The organism is Variovorax sp. R-27, assembly GCF_049913215.1.
Lineage (GTDB): Bacteria > Pseudomonadota > Gammaproteobacteria > Burkholderiales > Burkholderiaceae_C > Variovorax.
The window spans coordinates 4,638,747-4,656,925 of sequence record NZ_CP183984.1 but is presented as its reverse complement, the minus strand read 5'-3'; the positions used below and the strand labels follow the sequence as shown (position 1 = coordinate 4,656,925).

The window sequence follows — 18,179 nt, the reverse complement described above, 5'->3', positions numbered from 1 at the left end:
GAATTGTATTTCCGCCATTCACAGAAAGAATATCCGTGCTCGACCTGAACGAAGTCGCAATGTTCGTGCAAGTTGCGCGCCTCGGCAGCTTTGCCGAGGCCGCGCGGCAGCTGCGCATGCCATCGGCAACGGTGAGCCGGCGCATCCAGCAGCTCGAGGCGCGCCTGGGCACCCGGCTGATGCAGCGCTCCACCCGCAAGCTGACGCTGACGAGCGCGGGCCAGACCTTTCATGAGCGATGCGGCCCGGCGGTCGAGGAACTGATCGAAGCCGGTCAATCGCACGTCGCGGATAGCCAGGAGCCGAGCGGCGTGATCCGGGTGGCCGCCTCGGCCAGCTTCTTCGAATACTTCGAAATGGAATGGGTGTCGGCCTTTCTCGCTGCGCACCCCCTGGTGCAAATCGACTTTGTTCTCAGCGATATCACGGCCGACCTCATTGCCGACCGCATCGACGTCGCGTTTCGCATCGGATCCCTGCCGGACTCCAGCTACGTTGCCCGCAGGATCTTTGCAAGCTACGGGGGGCTTCTTGCCAGTCCTGCCTATCTGGCGGCGCATGGTGCGCCCGCCGATCTGGAGGAATTGAGCAGGCACGCGTGCGTGACACAGCCGCCGGAGACCGGAAATCTCGCCATCTGGCGCCTCCAGGGTCCTGACGACGTGGAGGAAGAAGTGCGGGTGAGAGGGGCCTTCACCAGCAACATGCAAGTGGCGCTGCGCGAGGCCGCTTGCGCCGGGCTTGGCATCGTCGCGCTGCCGTCGATCCTGACGGCGGCGGAGGTGGCCGCCGGCCGGCTGGTGCCAGTGCTGCCGCAATACATGCGGGCGGGCCGCGGCTTGAGCGTCGTCTACCCCAGCCGCCAGCAGCGGCCGCTGGCAGTCTCGGCGTTCGTCGACATGGCCGTGGAAAAGCTCAGCCTGCAGGAGTGGACACCGTCGTCCCCCGCATTAATTGACATCTCGTAATTCATTGGTGAATCGCATTTCGCGATTCGCCCAATTGCGGGCGCCGGGTGAGCCATATTGGGTGTAGATGCACCAATTTGGTGTGGTTTGCATTGGCTGCCACCAGGATTGCCTCGAAAACTGAGCGGCTGAATTTCATTCCGGGTGCTAGCGGAGAGTACCAAAGTTCGTAAACAATTGTCACACGCCATCTCTCGATAGAGCGGCGTATTGCTGATCCATTTCCGCTCCGTTGGGAGCGTATCTCGGGATCGCCTCGAATTGGACGAGTCTTTCGGTGCAGCCCAATTCATTCGTCTTCGTCGTTCCTCCGATCTGGAGATGAACGGATTTTCTTTGTTGCAAGGATGGACAGCGGATGCACACACGGTCTTTGAGCGCAGCGAAACAACCGGGATTCGAACGACTCGGGCATCGCGTCACGTGGTCATGCTGAGGCTCGGCGTCTACAAGTTGCCGGTCGCCGAGGTCGTGGTGATCCAGACGATCGTCCGGCTGTATGCGAGCGACGCTGCCTTTCCGTGGCAGCTGGTCAACGCGCCGCCGTACGACGCGCTGCTCGTCGATGCCGCCGCCGTGGAGCATGAATATCCCACGGTGGTCGGCATGGCTGCCGCCGTGCTCAGGCTCACGCGCATGAATTCGGGTGGACAGCCCAACGCGCTGGAGCGGCCGATACGTGCCGACAAGCTGCAGCGCTGGCTCAAGAGCACCGAGCAGGCACTGCGCGAGTCGCGACCCGCGGGGCCGACGCTGGACGAGCAGACCGCCCTGGAGGTCGAGGTTTCCGATGCGGTCCGCTTCATGCTGCGCCGCTGGCCACCGGCCACGCTGTTGCGCAACGACCTCGACAACATCCGCATGGCGAGCCTGCTGGCGCGGCGCGCGCTGAATGCGAGTGAGCTGGCCGAGATCAGCCAGCTTCCATTCACCCAGTGCGCCGCGTTCCTGCAGGCGCTGCGAACGGCCGGCGTGCTGGAGCTGCATGTCGAGCAGGCCCTGCCGCCGTCGTTCGCACCGCAATCCGACAGGCCGATCCGCAGCGACTTCGCGCGAAGTCTCCTTGATGGCATTCGCCGCCGGCTGGGCCTGCGAGCGTCATGAAGGAATACAAGATCCTTCTCACGGGCACTGTGGGCGCGGGCAAGACGACCGCGATCGGATGCGTGAGCGAAACCTCGCCGGTCATGACCGAGGTGCCGAACTCCGATGCGGCCATCGACAAGGAGCGCACCACCGTGGGCCTCGACTTCGGCCAGCTCACGCTGGACAACGGGGACCGCGTTCGCCTGTTCGGCACGCCCGGGCAGGCCCGCTTCGACTTTCTCTGGAAGATTCTCGCCAGGAACGCGCTGGGCGTGATCGTCCTGATGGACAACTCCCGGCCCGACCCGCTGGGCGACCTGTCCATGTACATGCAAGGCTTCGCCGAAGCCCTGCGGACCCTGCCTTGCGTGATCGGCGTGGGACGGATGCACCGCCACCCTGTGCCGACCCTCGACGACTACGCGCAACGACTCGAGTCCACGGGCCGGGTGTTTCCGATTCTCGATGTGGACGTGCGAAGCAGGGCCGACGTGATCCTGCTGATCGACACGCTGCTGATGCAACTTGAAGCCGACATGCAGGGAGAGACAGAGTGAGTGTTCGACATGGCTTGTCCAGGACGGCAACCGCGCACGCGCAACGCGAGGTGCAGAAACTGGTCGACGAACTGAACGGCGTGACGGCTGCCGTGGTGGCTACCGTGGACGGTTTCGACGTGGCGTCCACAACCATCGGCGATGCCGATCCTGCCCGCATGGCTGCCATGGCCAGCTCCATCGTGGCGATCAGCGGCGTTGTCGCCGAAGAGGCACGCCTCGGCCGCCATCAGAGCGTGATGGTCCTGACGGATTCGGGCTTTGCGGTTTTCCACAGCGTGCACCGGCGCGACGGCGAACTCGTCATCAGCGTGCTCGCCCGCGACAGCGCGGTTCCGGCACTGGTGGCCTACAAGGCCGCCCAACTCGCCAAGACCCTGGCCGAGGCATGACGGCAGATTTCCACAACAACCTTTTCAACCATCCGACAGGAGAACAACTTGGCATCCATTAAGCAAACGCTCGACGACATCCTCACCATCGACGGCGCCATGTGCGCCGCCGTTGTCGACTCGGGCAGCGGCATGATCCTCGGCGCCGTGGGTTCGGGCGTGGACATGGAGATTGCCGCCGCCGGCAACACGGAAGTCGTGCGCGCCAAGCTCAAGACCATGCAGGCTCTGGGCCTGAGCGACGTGATCGAGGACATCCTGATCACCCTGGGCAAGCAGTACCACATCATCCGCCCCTCGGCATCGAAGGAGGGTGTCTTTCTCTACGTCGTGCTCGACAAGCAGCGCGCCAACCTCGCGCTGGCTCGCCGCAAGACGCAGGACGTGGACAAGCTGATGGACTTCTGAGATCAGCGGAAAGGCAGAAAGAATCTCCGTGCTCGATCTGAACGAAGTCGCAATGTTTGTGCAAGTGGCGCGTCTCGGCAGCTTCGCGGAAGCCGCGCGGCAGCTGCGCGTGCCGTCAGCGACGGTGAGCCGGCGCATCCGGCAACTCGAGGCGCACCTGGGCACCCGGCTGTTGCAGCGCTCCACCCGCAAACTGGCGCTGACCAATGCCGGCCAATCTTTCCAGGAACGATGCGGCCCGGCGGTCGAAGCGTTGATAGGCGCCGGGCGGCTGCAGGTCGAGGGCGGCCAGGAACCGAGCGGCCTCGTACGCGTGGCCGCGCCGGCCAGTTTTTTCGATTTCTTCGAGATGGAATGGGTTGCCGATTTCCTGGCCGCGCATCCACGGGTGCGGCTGGACTTCGTTCTCGACGATGTCGTGGCCGACCTCATCGGCGATCGTATCGACGTCGCCTTTCGCGGCGGGCCCCTGCAGGACTCGAGCTTCGTGGCCCGCAAGATCTTCGCAAGCTACGGCGGCCTTCTTGCCAGTCCCGCCTACCTGGCGGCGCGGGGCACACCCAGCAGCCTGCAGGAGCTGCTCGAGCACGACTGCGTGACGCAGCCGCCGGACAGCGGCAATCTCTCGACCTGGCGCCTGCAAGGCCCCGACGGCATGGAAGAAGACGTGCGGGTGAGGGGGCGCTTCATCAGCAACGTGCAGGGCGTGCTGCTGAAGGCTGCGTGTGCAGGGCTGGGCATCGCCGCGCTGCCGTCGATCCTGACGGCGTCCGACGTGGCGGCCGGTCGGCTGGTGCCGGTGCTGCCGCAGTACATGCGGGCAGGGCGCGGCCTGAGCGTCATCTACGCCAGCCGGCAGTACGTTCCGCAGGCGGTGTCCACGTTCGTCGACATGGCGATGGAGAAGCTCAGCCAGCAGGATTGGGCGCCCGCAGCCAGGCTGGCTGCCTAGCGTCGCCGCCTGCGCCTGTCGCGTTCAACCCGCCTTGGCGGAACGATCTGCGACGGTGGTGGGGCAGGACGAGGGCGTCGCACCGGTCGCGTCGGCACCACACCAGTCGCCGCCCAGCGCCTTCACCAGGAACACCGAGGTCAGCAGCCGCTGCCCCTGCAATTGCGCGGCCTGGCGCTCGACCGTCAGCAGCGACTGCTGCGCGGTGATCACGTCGAGATACGTCGAGGCGCCGCCTTCATAACGGCTGGTCGCCATGTCGAGCACGCGCCGCGCCGCCGTCACGGCCGACTGCGCCTGCGTGGTCGCGCTGTCGAGTGCCGACAAGCCGGTGATGCCGTCTTCCACTTCCTGCATCGCCGTCAGCACGGTGCGGCGGTAGTTGCCCACGGTAGCGTCGTAGCCGGCCTTGGCGAAGTCGACGTTGGCACGCACGCGCCCGCCGTCGAACAGCATCTGCGTGGCCGACACGCCCACCGACCACAGCAGGCTGGGCCCGTTGAACAGCGACTCGATCAGGCGGCTGTCCACGCCCACCGTCGGCGAGATGATGAAGCTCGGATAGAAGGCCGCGGTGGCCACGCCGATCTGCGCATTGGCCGCGGCCATCGCGCGCTCGGCCGAGGCCACGTCGGGCCGGCGCTGCAGGATTTCCGAGGGCACGCCCAGCGGTACCGCGGGCGGCTTGATCTCGCGCAGGTCCACCGGCAGTGCGAAGTTCGGCGCAGGCGTGCCGGTGAGGGTGGCCAGTGCGTGTTCGTACTGCGAGCGCTGCTTCTTCAGCACGTCGACCTGCGTCAGCGTGGTTTCGAGCAGCGCCTGCTGCTGCGCCACGTCGAGGCCCGACACCGCGCCCAGGTCGTGCCGCGCCGTGACCAGCTCCAGCGCCCGGCGTTGCAGCCCGATGGAGCGCGAGAGCACGTCGAGCTCGATGTCGGTCGAGCGCAGGTTGAAGTAGTTGCTGGCCACGTCGGCGCTCAGCAGCAGCCGCGTGTTGGCCAGGTCGGCAGCCGATTGCTCGGCGGAGGCCGAGGCGCCCTCGACGGTGCGCTGCACGCGGCCCGCGAGGTCGAGCTCGTAGCTGGCGTTCAGCGAGACGGTGAAGTCGTTCTGCACCGTGGACGCGTTGGCGGTCGCGTAGTTCGTCAGCGGCCGGTTGGCGGAAATCTTCAGGCGCGAGGCGCGCGTGCCGAGGCCCAGCTGCGGGTACTGGCTGGCCGCGTTGGACGCCAGCGCGGCGCGCGCCTGCGCCAGCCGCGCGTTGGCAATGACCAGCGTCGGGCTGCCGGCCAGGGCCTGCGCCTGCAATGTGTCGAGCGTGGTGTCGTCGAAGCGCTTCCACCAAGGGCCCTTGTCGGCGCTGTCGCTGGGCGTGCTCATGCGCCAGGGCTCTTCGAGCTTCCAGCTGACGGGCAGGGGCGTGTCGGGCGTCTTGTAGTCGGGGCCGACCGCGCAGCCCGCGACGAGCGCGAGCACCGCAGCAGCCACTGCAACGACTGGCGATCGCAATGTCACGCCGGTTCCTTCTTCGGCATGACGGGCGGGGCAGCCTTTGCGGCGGCCGGCGGCGCTTCGGGCGCGACGGCCACGATGTCGCCTTCGGCCAGCGAGTCCGAAGGGTTCAGCACCATGCGGTCTGTGCCTTCGAGCCCATCGATCACTTCGACGTTTTCGCCGTAGTTGCGCCCCAGCGTCACGGCGCGCAGGCCGACGCGGCCCTTCGCATCGACCACCGCGATGCGCGTGCCCTCGGCGCGGAACAGCAGCGCGTTCGACGGCACGGTGAGCGTGCGGCTCGCGGCCAGCGGCAGCGACACCTGCACGTAGGCACCCGGCAGCAGCGCGCCGTCCTTGTTGGGCAATGACACCTCGACCTGCATCATCCGCGTGGTCGTGTCGATGGAGCCTGCGGTGCGCGCCACCTGGCCCTTGAAGCTCTGGCCGCGCAGTTCGGCCTGCGTGACGACCACCGGCTGGCCTGCCTTCACGAGCTGCGCGTAGGCCTGCGGCACGTTGATGTACACGCGCAGCGGGTCGGTCTGCGCGAGCAGGAAAAGGGCGCGACCGGCACCGCCGCCCGCGCCCGCGTCGATCAGGTCACCCACGTCGACGTTGCGCCGCGTGATCACGCCCGCGAACGGCGCCACCACGCGCTTGAAGCCTTCGGTCTGCTTGAGCCGCTGCACGTTGGCATCGGCCGCCGCCACGTTCGAGGTGGCCTGCGCCACGGCGCTGCGGCGCTCGTCCAGGTCTTGCTGCGAAACCACGTCTTTCTTGCGCAGCGCTTCCCAGCGGTCGGCGGTGCTGCGTGCCAGCTCCAGCCCCGAGGCGGCCTGCGCGCGCGCGGCCACGGCCTGTGAGAGCTGTTGGTCGATTTCGGGCGTCTCGATTTCGGCGAGCAGCTCGCCCTTTTCGACGCGGCTGCCGATGTCCTTGGTCCAGCGCTTGAGGTAGCCGCTGGCGCGCGCCGAAATGGGCGATTGCACGAAGCCCTGCAGCGTGCCCGGCAGCGCCAGCGTCTGGCCGGCGGTGGGCACGCGGGGCAGGGCGGTCTGCACGTACTGCTTCGCGCGCTCGCTGGTGCCTGCTTCGAGCGCGCGAGCGTTGGCGATGCGCACGAACACGGTGCGCGCCGCACCGAGCGCCAGCAGCACCAGCACGATCAGCACCAGCCAGCGCGTGCGCCGCACGATCTGCCGGCGGCGCAGCAGTTCACCCTCGCCCTCTTCAACGGCGATGGGGTGGATGGCCAATGCCGAATGGCGTTGCTCCGTCATGACCAGCTCGGCGCCGGGCCGCTCCCAAGGCGAGCTACGGCCCCCTCGGGGGGCAGCGAATACACGAAGTGAATGAGCGTGGGGGTCAAAGTTTCAGTTCTCCTGGGGCGTTGCGCCCGCTGGCGGTTGATGCGGCTGCGAGGCTTCACGTGCCGCCCGGCGGTGCGCAAGCCGACTGTGCACCCCCGCGAACACGGCGGGTACGAAAAACAATGTCGACACCGTGGCAAAGATCAGGCCACCGATCACCGCGCGGCCCAGCGGCGCGTTCTGCTCTGCGCCTTCGCCCAGGCCCAGCGCCATCGGGATCATGCCGATGATCATCGCCAGCGCCGTCATCAGCACCGGGCGGATACGGGTGGCGCCGGCTTCCAGCGCGGCCGACAGCGGCGGAATGCCCGCCTGCAGCCGCTCGCGCGCGAACGACACCAGAAGAATGGAGTTGGCCGTGGCCACGCCCATGGTCATGATCGCGCCGGTCAGCGCCGGCACGCTCAGCGTGGTGCCGGTGATGAACAGCATCCACGCAATGCCCGCCAGCGCGGCCGGCAGGGCGGTGATGATGATGGCCGCGTCCAGCCATGACTGGAAGGTGACCACGATCAGCAGGTACACCAGCACGATCGCCATCGCGAGGCCGACGCCCAGGCCGATGAACGACGACTGCATGGTCTGCACCTGCCCGCGGATCTCGACCCGGCTGCCGCGCGAGAGTTTGGGCCGCATCTCGTCGACCAGCTTCTGCACCTTCGACGCCACGCTGGCGAGGTCGGTGCCCTGCACGCTCACGTACACGTCGATCACCGGCGCGATGTTGTAGCGCGACATCACCGCCGGCTGGCGGTCGGCCTGCGTGCTCACGAGGTTGCCCAGCAGCTGCTGCGCGCCGGTTCCCCCCGTTGCTGCGCCTGCACCCGCACCAACCGGAATGTTCAGCAGCGAGTCGAGCGAGTCGACGGTGTACTGCGGCGTCTGCACCGCAATGCTGTAGACCACGCCGTTCACCGGGTTCAGCCAGAAGGCGGGTGCCGTCTGCGAGCTGCCCGACAGCGCGATGAGCACGTTCTGCCCCACGTTGGAGGCGGTCAGGCCGTACTGCTGCAGCCGCGTGCGGTCCATCTGCAGGCTCAGCGCCGGGCCGTCGAGCCGCTGGTGCACGTGGGCGTCGACCGCGCCCGGAATCTGGCGGATAGTCTTGGTCAGTTCGGCCGCGCGCAGGGCGTTGCCGGCCATGTCGTTGCCGCTGAACTGCACGTCAATGGCCGCGGGCAGGCCGAAGTTCAGGATCTGCGTGACGATGTCCGCTGGCTGGAAGAAAAACTCGATGCCCGGAAAGCGCTTGGGCAGCTCGGCCCGCAGGAGCGACACGAACTGCTCGGTCGGCTTGTGGCCTTCTTTCAGCGACAGCAGCAGCTCGCCGTCGAAAGTGCCGATGGTGCCGGCGTTGCTGTAAGACAGGTTGATGCCGCTGTTGGGCACGCCCAGGTTGTCGAGGATGGTTTCGAGCTGGTCCTGCGGCACCAGCTCGCGGATGGCGGCCTCCACCTGGTCGGTGAGGCGAGCGGTCTCCTCGATGCGCGTGCCGGTGGGCGCACGCAGGTGCAGGCGGATCTGGCCGGCATCGACGGTCGGGAAGAAGTCGCGCCCCAGCGCGGGGTAGAGCAGGCAAGACAGCAGGCAGAAGCCGAGGAACAGGCCGATGAACCCGGCACGCTTCGACAGCACCGCCGACAGCACCAGCGTGTAGGCGCGGCGTACGCGTTCGAAGCGGCGGTCGAAGGCGCGGTACAGGCGCTGCAGGGCGCTCTGCTTCGCGCCTTCCGCTGGTGCATGGCCGCCGCCGTGCGAGCCGCCCATCAGCAGCATCACCAGCGTCGGCACCAGCGTGCGCGAGAGCAGGTAGGAGGCCAGCATGGCGAACACCACCGCTTCGGCCAGCGGCACGAACAGGAAGCGCGCCACGCCCGAGAGGAAGAACATCGGCACGAACACGATGCAGATGCACAGCGTGGAGACGAAGGCCGCCGAGCCGATTTCGCCCGCGCCGACCTCGATGGCCTCTTTCAGCGGCGTGCCCATGTGCAGGTGCCGCTCGATGTTCTCGATGGTCACGATCGCCTGGTCGACCAGGATGCCCACCGAGAGCGCCAGCCCGCCCAGCGTCATGAGGTTGAGCGTTTCGCCCAGCGAGTACAGCACCAGGATGGACGCCAGGATCGACAGCGGAATCGTCAGCCCGATGATCAGCGTGCTGCGCCAGTTGCCGAGAAACAGCAGCACCATCGCGGCGGTGAGCGCGGCGGCCAGGATGGCTTCGAACACCACGCCCTTGACGGCCGCTTTCACGAACACCGACTGGTCGAACAGCGGCGTGATCTTGATGTCTTCCGGCATCGTCTGCGCGGCGATGGGCAGCATGGCGCGGATGTTGGAGACGATGTCCAGCGTGGAGGCGCCGCCGTTCTTCAGCACCGACAGCAGCACGCCGCGCACGCCGTCCTGGCGCACCACGTTGGTCTGCGGCGAGAAGCCGTCGCGCACGTAGGCCACGTCGCGCAGGTAGGTGGTGGCGCCGTTCACCGTGCGGATCGGCAGGTCGTTCAGGCCTGCGATGGCGTCGGGCGAGCCGTTCATCTTCACGTTGTATTCGGTGGCGCCGAACTTGGCCGTGCCCGACGGAAGAATCAGGTTCTGCGTGTTCACCGCGTTCACCACGTCGGCCGGCGAGAGGCCGCGCGCCTGCATCGCCTGGGTGTCGAGGTCGACCGAAATCAGCCGGTTCTTGCCGCCGTACGGAAAGGGAATGGCCGCGCCCGGCACCGTGATGAGTTGCGGGCGCAGCTGGTTGACGGTGGAGTCGAACAGCGAGTTTTCAGAGCGCGTGGGGCTCGACAGCGCCAGCTGGATCACCGGCACGCTGGAGGCCGAATACTTGATGACCAGCGGCGGCGTGATGCCCGGCGGCAGCTGGCGCACCTGCGCCTGCATCGAGGCCACCACCTGCGAGATGGCCATCTCGATATTGGCCGTGGGCTGGAAGAACACCTTGATGATCGACACGCCCGCCAGCGATTGCGACTCGATGTGCTCGATGTCGCTCACCGTGGTGGTCAGCCCGCGCTCCACCTGCCCCGAAATGCGCTGCCCCATTTCCTGCGCCGGCAGGCCGGTGTAGTTCCAGATGACGCTGACCACCGGTATGTTGATTTCCGGGAAGATGTCGGTCGCCATGCGTGCGAGGACAAAGGGCGTGGCCAGCACGATCAGCATCGCCATGACGATGAAGGTGTACGGACGACGCAACGCAAGCTGGACCATGGAGGGGGCTCTCTGCTTCCGACGGAAAAAGGTTTTGCATCATAAGGAAGTAGATTTAAGTTTGCCGACTCCGTTAAATAGGGTGTGGCGCTTTACCAAAAGGGTGCATATGGACAGGGTCTGGCTGGTAGTGATGGGCGTTTCGGGATGCGGCAAGTCGAGCCTGGGCGCGGCGCTGGCCACCGCCCTCGACCTGCCGCTCATAGAAGGCGACGACCACCATCCGCCGGCCAACGTCGAGAAGATGAGCCACGGCATCGCGCTGACCGACGCTGATCGCGCGGGCTGGCTTGCAACGCTGGGCCGCGCGCTGGCCGATGCGCCGCAGGGCGCTGTGCTGACCTGCTCGGCGCTCAAGCGCATCTACCGCGAGCAGCTGCGCGCGGCCGCGCCGGGGCTGCGCTTCGTGTTCATGGCGATCGAGCGGGCCGAGGCCGAGCGCCGCGTGGCCGCGCGGGCTGGAGCAGGGGAGCACATGTTTCCCGCCAGCCTGGTAGCCAACCAGTTCGCCACGCTGGAGTCGCCTGTGGGAGAGGCGGGTGTGCTCGCGGTGGATGCGACGGCGCCGCTGGCGCAGTCGGTGGGGGCGGTGAAGGCGTGGCTGGTCAGCCCTTGAGTTCGGCGCGCATTCCTTCGAGCGTGGTGGCCACGCGGCCCATCACGTCGGCCACTGCGTCCAGTTCGTCGCGCGTGGCCGGCGCGACCATCGCGGTCACCATCTCCGCCTGAACCGCCAGGCACTTCTTCGCCATTGCCATGCCGTCGTCGGTGAGCGTGAGGCGCCGCACGCGCGCGTCGGCGCCATCGCTGTCGCGCCGCACCCAGCCCCTGGCCTCCATCTGCGTGAGCAGCATGCTGACGCCGCTCTTCGCCACGAAGCAGCGCGCGGCCAGCGCCTGCTGCGTGATGCCCGGCGTGGTCGCGATGGTCGCCAGCACCTCGTGCTCGCCCACGCGCAGGCCTATGGCGGCGAGCCGTGCCGTCATCACTGCATCGCAGAGGTTGTAGGCCCGCACCACCGCCAGCCATGCGGCCGTGCCGTGGGGCGAGGAGGGGGCCTTGTCGGTCTTGCCGGGCTTGGAGGACTTTGCTGCGGGCATCGAGATGGTTCAGTCTTGAACTAGAATGTTCTGAATTGAACCAATTCTAGGCTGTCCATGAATCTCTACCTGCGCTTGCTGATGACCCTGTTGCGCGCCTGGCGTGCGCCGCGCCTGGCGCCGGGCGACACGCTGGAGCGGCAACTGCGCGTGCTGCCGAACGACCTCGACATCAACGGCCACATGAACAACGGCCGCTACCTGACGGTGGTCGACCTGATGCTGGTCGAGTACTTCGTGCGCACCGGCTTCGCAACCGCCATGCTGCGCCAGGGCTGGAGGCCGATGTCCGGCGGCTCGCTCATCAGCTACCGGCGCGGGCTCAACCCCTTTCAGGTGTACACGCTGCGCTTTCGGCTCGACGCCACCGACCAGCACTGGAACTACATGCGCTTCGAGTTCGTGCGTGGAGACAGGGTGTGCGCGGCCGGCTACATGAAGGGCGCTGCCGTGGGGCGCGGCGGGCTGGTGCCGAACCAGGAGTCGTATGCGGCGATGGGGCTCGTGCCGCCGGCGCATGCACTGCCGTTGCCGGTGCGCGACTGGATCGCAGCCGAGCAGGGCGTGATGAACGCGGCCTGGTAAGGCTCAGCGCGTTGGCGGCGCATCGAGCGCCAGGCGCAGCCGCGTGACGTTCGGGTTGCCCGGATCGCGCTGCAGCTTGAAGCCCAGCTTGCGCGCCAGCGCCAGCATGCCGGTGTTGTCGTAGAGCGTGATGTCCGCCAGCTGCTTTACGCCGGCTGCCGCAGCCGCGTCGATCAGCCTGCGCATGAGCTTGTGGGCTACGCCGTGGTGCTGCCATGCATCGGCAATGACGACGGCGAATTCGGCGACGTGCGCCGTCTCGGGCGTTTCGCCGCGCACGTAGCGCACCACGCCCATCTGCTGCTCCACGCCCTCGACCTCGGTCGTCGCGATGAGCGCGAGTTCGTGGTCGTAGTCGATGTGCGTCATGCGCCACAGCTCGTCGGGCTGCGGCTTTCGCGGCGACAGCAGGCGGTGGTAGCCCGTCTCTTTCGAGAGACCGTCCACGAAGGCCGTGTGCATGGCCAGATCGTCGGCGCGGACCGGGCGGATCCGCACCGGCGTACCGTCGCGCAGTTGCCAGTCCTCGACCAGGTGGCTGGGGTAGTCGAGGGCCGGCATGGCATCAGCCGATCACTTCGGGCCAATCGGTGTGGAAGAACTGGCCTTCGGGCTTGTCGGTGCGCTCGTAGGTGTGGGCGCCGAAGAAGTCGCGCTGGGCTTGCAGCAGGTTCGCCGGCAGGCGCTCGGTGCGGTAGCTGTCGTAGTAGGCCAGCGAGGCGCTGAAGGCCGGCACCGGGATGCCGTTGCTCACCGCCAGCGCCACCACTTCGCGCCAGTTCTGCTGCGTGCGGTTCAGCAGGTCCTTGAAGAACGGGTCGAGCATCAGGTTGCCCAGGGCAGGGTCGGTGCGGAAGGCGTCGGTGATGCGGTTCAGGAAGCGCGCGCGAATGATGCACCCGCCGCGCCAGATCGACGCGATGCCGCCCAGGTCGAGGCCCCAGTTCTTCTTGTCGCCCATGGTCTTGATGAGGTCGAAGCCTTGCGTATAGCTGATGACCTTCGACGCATAGAGCGCGTCGTGCACCTTGGCCACCAGCGCTTTCTTTTCGACCGACAGCTCGATCTTCGGCCCCTGCAGCAGCTTGCTGGCCGCCACGCGTTGCTTCTTCTGCGAAGACAGCACGCGCGCCTCCACGGCCGCGTTGATGGTGCTGATGACCACCGCGTTCTCGGCCGCGTTGATCAGCGTCCACTGGCCCGTGCCCTTCTGGCCAGCCTTGTCGAGAATCACGTCGACGATGGGCTTGCCCGTCTCCGGATCCTTCTGTTCGAGCGCCTTGGCGGTGATCTGGATCAGGTAGCTCTGCAGCTCGCCGTCGTTCCACTCGTTGAAGATGGCGGCCATCTCGTCGGTGCTGAAGCCGGCCGCCTTGAACAGGCTGTAGGCCTCGCAGATCAGCTGCATGTCGCCGTACTCGATGCCGTTGTGCACCATCTTCACGTAGTGGCCGGCGCCGCCCGGGCCGATGTGAATGACGCAGGGCTCGCCGTCCACCTTGGCCGCGATGCTCTCGAAGATCGGCTTCATCACCTCCCAGGTGGAAAGCGGTCCGCCCGGCATGATCGACGGCCCCTTGCGCGCGCCTTCTTCGCCGCCCGACACGCCCGCGCCGATGAAGCGAAGGCCCTTGCTGCTCAGGTACGCGTCGCGGCGCTCGGTGTCGGTGTAGAGGCTGTTGCCGCCGTCGATGACGATGTCGTCCTTGTCCAGCAGCGGAATGAGCTGCTCGATCACCTGGTCGACCGGCGCACCGGCCTTCACCATGATCTGGATCTTGCGAGGCTTGGCCAGGCTCTGCACAAACTCTTCCAGCGTCTTCGCGCCGACCAGCTTCTTGCCGGGGTTGGCGGCAATGAAGGCTTCGGTGGTGGCCTCGGTGCGGTTGTACACGCTGACCTGGAAGCCGCGGCTTTCCACATTCAGCACGAGGTTCTGGCCCATCACGGCCAGGCCGATCAGTCCGAAATCGCTTTGCTTGTTGCTGCTCATGACCCGTCTTGCCCTTCTTTCATGTGCGTGCGCCGGAATGTCCCGCGCACGGGTTGGTTCGCGGGTCATTTTGCCGGTGCCGGGCGCAGGGTGGCGTCGGAGACGGTCTATACCCGCTTGGCAAGCGGGCATGGCTTGGGTATGTTTGGCGCGCATGAGCGCCGCGCCGGGCCGCCCCAAGCAAGCTCGCACCGCAGTGCGAAGCACGAAGGTATTTCAATGAGCGAAGCCATCGACACCATCCACCGCTGGTCCACTGACGCCGTGCCGCCCGCGCAGCGGCTGGACTACTGGGTGGGCGCGGTCTGCGAGGGCTTCCTGGAGATGGACGTGACCAGCCCGATGGCCGGCAGCTTCGGCGCCACGCTCGAATCTGCGCCGCTCGGCCCCATCGTCGTCAACCAGGTGCGCGGCAGCGCACAGGACGTCTACCGCACGCGCCGCGCCATCGCCCACAGCCGCAACAACTACTTCTACCTGCTCTGCAAGACCGACTCGGCCTGGGTGGCCGTGCAGGACGGCCGTTCTGCGCGACTGCTGCCCGGCGATGCGGTGCTGGTCGACTCGCGCCGGCGCTACGAATTTCACCTGCTGCAATCGGCCGACACCATTTCGCTCGAACTGCCGACCGCCTGGGTCGATGCATGGATTCCCGACGCGGGCGACCAGGTGGCGCGGCGCATCGACGGGCAGGCGGGGTGGGGCGGCGTGCTGTGCAGCTTCGTGCAACAGCTGACACCGCAGATGGCAGCAAAGCCGCCACTGCCGGCGGCGTTGCTGGGCGACCAGCTCGGTAGCCTGCTGGCACTGGCCACGGGGCACAGCCCTTCAGAGTCTGGGAGCGAAGGGCGCGCCGCGCTGCGCCGCCGCGTGCTCGACACTACGCGCGAGCGCCATGCAGAGCCGGGCCTCACGGCCGCGGGCGTGGCGCGCGAGCTGGGCATTTCGGAGCGCAGCCTGCACCGCTGCCTGGGCGAAGGCGGTACCACCTTCGCCACCGCGCTGGCGGGCTTTCGCATGCAGGCGGCGCGGCGCATGCTGGCCGATGCACGCTTCGATCGCCTGGGCATCGCGGAGATCGGCTTCCGCGTGGGGCTGACCGATGCCTCGCACTTCGTTCGCCAGTGCCGCAGGCACCTGGGTGCCACGCCGGGTGAGCTGCGCCGCTTGCGGCACTGAGCCGTCGCTCAGATGCTGCGCAGGTTGACCCGCTTCGACAGCGCCTCCGCACTCTCGCGCCGCTCGCTGTAGCGGTCCACAAGGTAGCCTGCGCAGTCGCGCGTGAGCAGCGTGAACTTGACCAGCTCTTCCATCACGTCGACCACTCGCTCGTAATACGGCGAGGGCTTCATGCGGCCGTTCTCCTCGAACTCGAGGAAGGCCTTGGCCACCGACGACTGGTTGGGGATGGTGAGCATGCGCATCCAGCGGCCGAGCACGCGCAGCTGGTTCACGGCGTTGAACGACTGCGAGCCGCCCGACACTTCCATCACCGCAAGCGTCTTGCCCTGCGTGGGCCGCACCGAGCCGACGGACAGCGGGATCCAGTCGATCTGCGCCTTCATGATGCCGGTCATGGCACCGTGGCGTTCGGGTGAAGTCCACACCATGCCCTCGGACCATTGCGCAAGATCACGCAGTTCCCGCACTTTCGGATGGTCTTCCGGCGCGTCGTCGGGCAGGGGCAGGCCGCGCGGGTCGTAGATGCGCGGCTCCGCGCCCAGGGCCTGGAGCAGCCGCGCGGCTTCTTCGGTGAGCAGCCGGCTGTAGGAGCGCTCGCGCACCGAGCCGTAGAGCAGCAGGATGCGCGGCGCGTGCGTGGCGCGCTCCGTGGGCAGCAGTTGCCGCAGGTCCGGCCGGTGGAAATGCCCGGCGTCGATGTTCGGCAGTTCAGGGCTTGACGACACGCTGGCCCTTTGCGTCGATGACGGCCTCGCCGTCTTCCTTGGAGAAGGCGCCTTGCTGCGGCCGCGGCAGGATGTCGAGCACCGCTTCCGAAGGCCGGCACAGCCGCGTGCCGAGCGGCGTCACCACGATCGGCCGGTTGATGAGGATCGGGTGTTGCAGCATGAAGCCGATCAGCTCATCGTCGCTCCACTTCGCATCGTCGAGGCCGAGTTCGGCGTAAGGCGTGCCCTTGCGGCGCATGACTTCGCGCACCGGCATGCCCATTGCCGCGATCAGTTGCTTCAGCGTCGCGCGATCGGGCGGGGTCTTCAGGTACTCGATGACGGTGGGCTCGTCGCCCGTGTTGCGGATCAGCGCGAGCATGTTCCTCGACGTGCCGCAGGCGGGGTTGTGATAGATCGTGATGTCGTTCATGGAAGTGTGGTGTCGGGTTTCAAAGACTCAGTCGAAGCGCCAGTGCCGCCAGGGTGACCAGCAGCACGGGCAGGGTCAGCACGATGCCGACCTTGAAGTAGTAGCCCCAGCCGATCGCCATTCCCTTCTTCGCGAGCACGTGCAGCCAGAGCAGGGTGGCGAGGCTGCCGATGGGCGTGATCTTCGGGCCGAGGTCGCAGCCGATCACGTTGGCGTAGACCATCGCTTCCTTCACCGCGCCGCTCGCGCTCGACGCGTCGATGGACAACGCGCCCACCAGCACGGTGGGCATGTTGTTCATGACCGACGAGAGCAGCGCCGAGAGAAAGCCCGTGCCCATCGCCGCACCCCAGACGCCGCCTTGCGCGAACACATTCAGCAGCGAGGCGATGTAGCCGGTCAGGCCGGCGTTGCGCAGCCCGTAGACCACGAGGTACATGCCCAGCGAGAAGATCACGATCTGCCAGGGCGCGCCGCGCAGCACCTTGCGAATGCCGATCACCGGGCCGCGCCCTGCAACAGCCAGCAGCACGACCGCGCCGAAGGCGGCCACCGCGCTGACCGGCACACCCAGCGGCTCCAGCCCGAAGAACCCGACGAGCAGCAGCACCAACACGACCCAGCCCGCGCGGAAGGTCGCGGGGTCGCGGATCGCATCCGCAGGCGCCTTGAGTTGGGTCGCGTCGTAGCTGGCCGGGATGTCGCGACGAAAGAAAAGCATCAGCGCCAGCAGGCTCGCGAGCACCGCCGCGATGTTCACGGGGATCATGACCGAGGCGTACTCGCCGAAGCCGATGCGGAAGAAGTCGGCCGACACGATGTTCACCAGGTTCGAGACGATCAGCGGCAGGCTGGCCGTGTCGGCGATGAAGCCAGCCGCCATCACGAAGGCGAGCGTGGTGGCCGGCGAGAAGCCCAGCGCCACGAGCATCGCCATCACGATGGGCGTAAGGATCAGCGCCGCGCCGTCGTTGGCGAACAGCGCCGACACGGCAGCGCCCAGCAGCACGATGAACGCGAACAGCAACCGCCCGCCCCCGCCGCCCCAGCGCGCCACGTGCAGCGCGGCCCATTCGAAGAAGCCCGCTTCGTCGAGCAGCAGGCTGATGACGATCACGGCGATGAAGGTGGCGGTTGCGTTCCACACGATGCTCCAGACGACGGGGATGTCGGACAGCTGGACCACGCCGAGCAGCAGCGCGATGACGGCGCCGAGCGAGGCGCTCCAGCCGATACCCAGCCCGCGCGGCTGCCAGATCACCAGCACGAGCGTGAAGACGAAGATCGCAACGGCGCTCAGCATGTCGGCGGGCATCCGACAGCGCAGGTTTCTCCCTCGCAGCAGTTCTCGGTGAGGTAGGCCAGCAGTCCATTCATCTGCTCGAACGCCGCGCGGTAGATGAGGTTGCGGCCCTGCCGCTCCTGCGAGACCAGCCCCGAATGCACGAGCTCCTTGAGATGGAACGACAGGCCCGTGGCCGACACCTCGAGCGCTTCGGTCAGCGCGCCGGGCGTGAGTCCGGCAGGGCCCGCCACCACCAGCGCACGAAACACCCGCAGGCGAACGGGCTGCGCCAGTGCGGCAAGGGATCGGACAACGTCATTTTCTTCCATATTTCAAGTATCGTTGAATAATTGAATCGAAGCAACACGGCTGGCGCGAATCGGCCATCGCGCTGGCACGCATCGGCCATGCGCAAGTCACCGATGTTCCTTACAGT

General features: G+C 67.0%; 19 protein-coding genes. 9 read left to right on the top strand and 10 right to left on the bottom strand.

Translation table 11 applies throughout. From position 1 onward, the window contains the following. The first annotated feature begins 35 nt into the window (after positions 1–35). The 6 genes from ACN9MV_RS21940 to ACN9MV_RS21915 all read left to right on the top strand — a co-directional run bounded on the left by ACN9MV_RS21940 (position 36) and on the right by ACN9MV_RS21915 (position 4,363). Complete coding sequence (locus tag ACN9MV_RS21940) at positions 36–968, top strand: LysR family transcriptional regulator (RefSeq protein WP_426389414.1); 933 nt, start codon at positions 36–38, stop codon at positions 966–968. Between the two features lie 429 nt (positions 969–1,397). Continuing rightward, positions 1,398–2,072: a hypothetical protein gene (locus tag ACN9MV_RS21935; RefSeq protein WP_093077954.1), complete on the top strand. Its 675-nt coding sequence runs from the start codon at positions 1,398–1,400 to the stop codon at positions 2,070–2,072. After that, a complete protein-coding gene (locus ACN9MV_RS21930; RefSeq protein ID WP_426389413.1) occupies positions 2,069–2,611 on the top strand; it encodes a GTP-binding protein in 543 nt (180 codons plus the stop codon). Before ACN9MV_RS21935 ends, ACN9MV_RS21930 begins: the two co-directional genes overlap by 4 nt. Beyond that, a complete protein-coding gene (locus ACN9MV_RS21925; RefSeq protein ID WP_093051489.1) occupies positions 2,608–3,003 on the top strand; it encodes a roadblock/LC7 domain-containing protein in 396 nt (131 codons plus the stop codon). The genes ACN9MV_RS21930 and ACN9MV_RS21925 overlap by 4 nt, the downstream gene beginning before the upstream one ends. A gap of 48 nt (positions 3,004–3,051) precedes the next feature. Beyond that, positions 3,052–3,411 carry a hypothetical protein gene (locus tag ACN9MV_RS21920; RefSeq protein ID WP_093051487.1) on the top strand — a complete coding sequence of 120 codons (360 nt, stop codon included), beginning with the start codon at positions 3,052–3,054 and terminating at the stop codon, positions 3,409–3,411. 28 nt (positions 3,412–3,439) lie between these two features. Continuing rightward, positions 3,440–4,363: a LysR family transcriptional regulator gene (locus ACN9MV_RS21915; RefSeq protein ID WP_426389412.1), complete on the top strand. Its 924-nt coding sequence runs from the start codon at positions 3,440–3,442 to the stop codon at positions 4,361–4,363. 24 nt (positions 4,364–4,387) lie between these two features. Here ACN9MV_RS21915 and ACN9MV_RS21910 read toward each other — a convergent pair whose 3' ends face one another. From ACN9MV_RS21910 to ACN9MV_RS21900, 3 genes are all read right to left on the bottom strand, one after another. After that, positions 4,388–5,878, bottom strand: coding sequence for an efflux transporter outer membrane subunit (locus ACN9MV_RS21910; RefSeq protein WP_426389411.1), 1,491 nt, complete (start codon positions 5,876–5,878; stop codon positions 4,388–4,390). Next, complete coding sequence (locus tag ACN9MV_RS21905; protein WP_307614985.1) at positions 5,875–7,140, bottom strand: efflux RND transporter periplasmic adaptor subunit; 1,266 nt, start codon at positions 7,138–7,140, stop codon at positions 5,875–5,877. The genes ACN9MV_RS21910 and ACN9MV_RS21905 overlap by 4 nt, the downstream gene beginning before the upstream one ends. A gap of 93 nt (positions 7,141–7,233) precedes the next feature. Next, entirely contained in the window at positions 7,234–10,458 is a 3,225-nt protein-coding gene (locus ACN9MV_RS21900; RefSeq protein ID WP_426389410.1) for an efflux RND transporter permease subunit, read from the bottom strand. A gap of 109 nt (positions 10,459–10,567) precedes the next feature. On the opposite strand from ACN9MV_RS21900, the gene ACN9MV_RS21895 reads away from it, so the two are divergent. Beyond that, positions 10,568–11,074 carry a gluconokinase gene (locus ACN9MV_RS21895; protein WP_256216817.1) on the top strand — a complete coding sequence of 169 codons (507 nt, stop codon included), beginning with the start codon at positions 10,568–10,570 and terminating at the stop codon, positions 11,072–11,074. Here ACN9MV_RS21895 and ACN9MV_RS21890 read toward each other — a convergent pair. After that, positions 11,064–11,558 (bottom strand): MarR family winged helix-turn-helix transcriptional regulator, encoded by a 495-nt coding sequence (locus tag ACN9MV_RS21890; protein ID WP_426389409.1) that lies wholly within the window; start codon positions 11,556–11,558, stop codon positions 11,064–11,066. The genes ACN9MV_RS21895 and ACN9MV_RS21890 overlap by 11 nt on opposite strands. Positions 11,559–11,615: 57 nt before the next feature. On the opposite strand from ACN9MV_RS21890, the gene ACN9MV_RS21885 reads away from it, so the two are divergent. Further along, entirely contained in the window at positions 11,616–12,143 is a 528-nt protein-coding gene (locus tag ACN9MV_RS21885; RefSeq protein ID WP_093077792.1) for a thioesterase family protein, read from the top strand. Between the two features lie 3 nt (positions 12,144–12,146). Here ACN9MV_RS21885 and ACN9MV_RS21880 read toward each other — a convergent pair whose 3' ends face one another. Together ACN9MV_RS21880 and gnd are read right to left on the bottom strand one after the other, a co-directional pair. Continuing rightward, positions 12,147–12,704, bottom strand: a complete 558-nt coding sequence (locus ACN9MV_RS21880; RefSeq protein ID WP_426389408.1) for a GNAT family N-acetyltransferase — start codon at positions 12,702–12,704, stop codon at positions 12,147–12,149. Positions 12,705–12,708: 4 nt separating this feature from the next. Next, the gene (gene gnd / locus ACN9MV_RS21875; protein ID WP_093051464.1) at positions 12,709–14,136 is read right to left on the bottom strand and encodes a decarboxylating NADP(+)-dependent phosphogluconate dehydrogenase; all 1,428 of its coding nucleotides are present in this window, start codon (positions 14,134–14,136) and stop codon (positions 12,709–12,711) included. Positions 14,137–14,355: 219 nt separating this feature from the next. Between gnd and ACN9MV_RS21870 the strand changes: the two genes are divergently transcribed. Then, on the top strand, positions 14,356–15,315 hold the full coding sequence (locus ACN9MV_RS21870; RefSeq protein WP_426389407.1) for a helix-turn-helix domain-containing protein: 960 nt from the start codon (positions 14,356–14,358) through the stop codon (positions 15,313–15,315). A gap of 8 nt (positions 15,316–15,323) precedes the next feature. On the opposite strand, the gene arsH is transcribed toward ACN9MV_RS21870, so the two are convergent. Genes arsH through ACN9MV_RS21850 form a run of 4 tightly spaced genes read right to left on the bottom strand, consistent with a single transcriptional unit; the run spans position 15,324 to position 18,072 of the window. Then, on the bottom strand, positions 15,324–16,043 hold the full coding sequence (gene arsH, locus ACN9MV_RS21865; RefSeq protein ID WP_426389406.1) for an arsenical resistance protein ArsH: 720 nt from the start codon (positions 16,041–16,043) through the stop codon (positions 15,324–15,326). After that, positions 16,027–16,458, bottom strand: a complete 432-nt coding sequence (arsC, locus tag ACN9MV_RS21860) for an arsenate reductase (glutaredoxin) (protein ID WP_426389404.1) — start codon at positions 16,456–16,458, stop codon at positions 16,027–16,029. Before arsC ends, arsH begins: the two co-directional genes overlap by 17 nt. A 19-nt stretch (positions 16,459–16,477) precedes the next feature. Continuing rightward, positions 16,478–17,761, bottom strand: a complete 1,284-nt coding sequence (locus ACN9MV_RS21855; RefSeq protein ID WP_426389403.1) for an arsenic transporter — start codon at positions 17,759–17,761, stop codon at positions 16,478–16,480. After that, on the bottom strand, positions 17,755–18,072 hold the full coding sequence (locus ACN9MV_RS21850) for an ArsR/SmtB family transcription factor (RefSeq protein WP_093051451.1): 318 nt from the start codon (positions 18,070–18,072) through the stop codon (positions 17,755–17,757). The genes ACN9MV_RS21855 and ACN9MV_RS21850 overlap by 7 nt, the downstream gene beginning before the upstream one ends. Between the last annotated feature and the right edge of the window lie 107 nt (positions 18,073–18,179).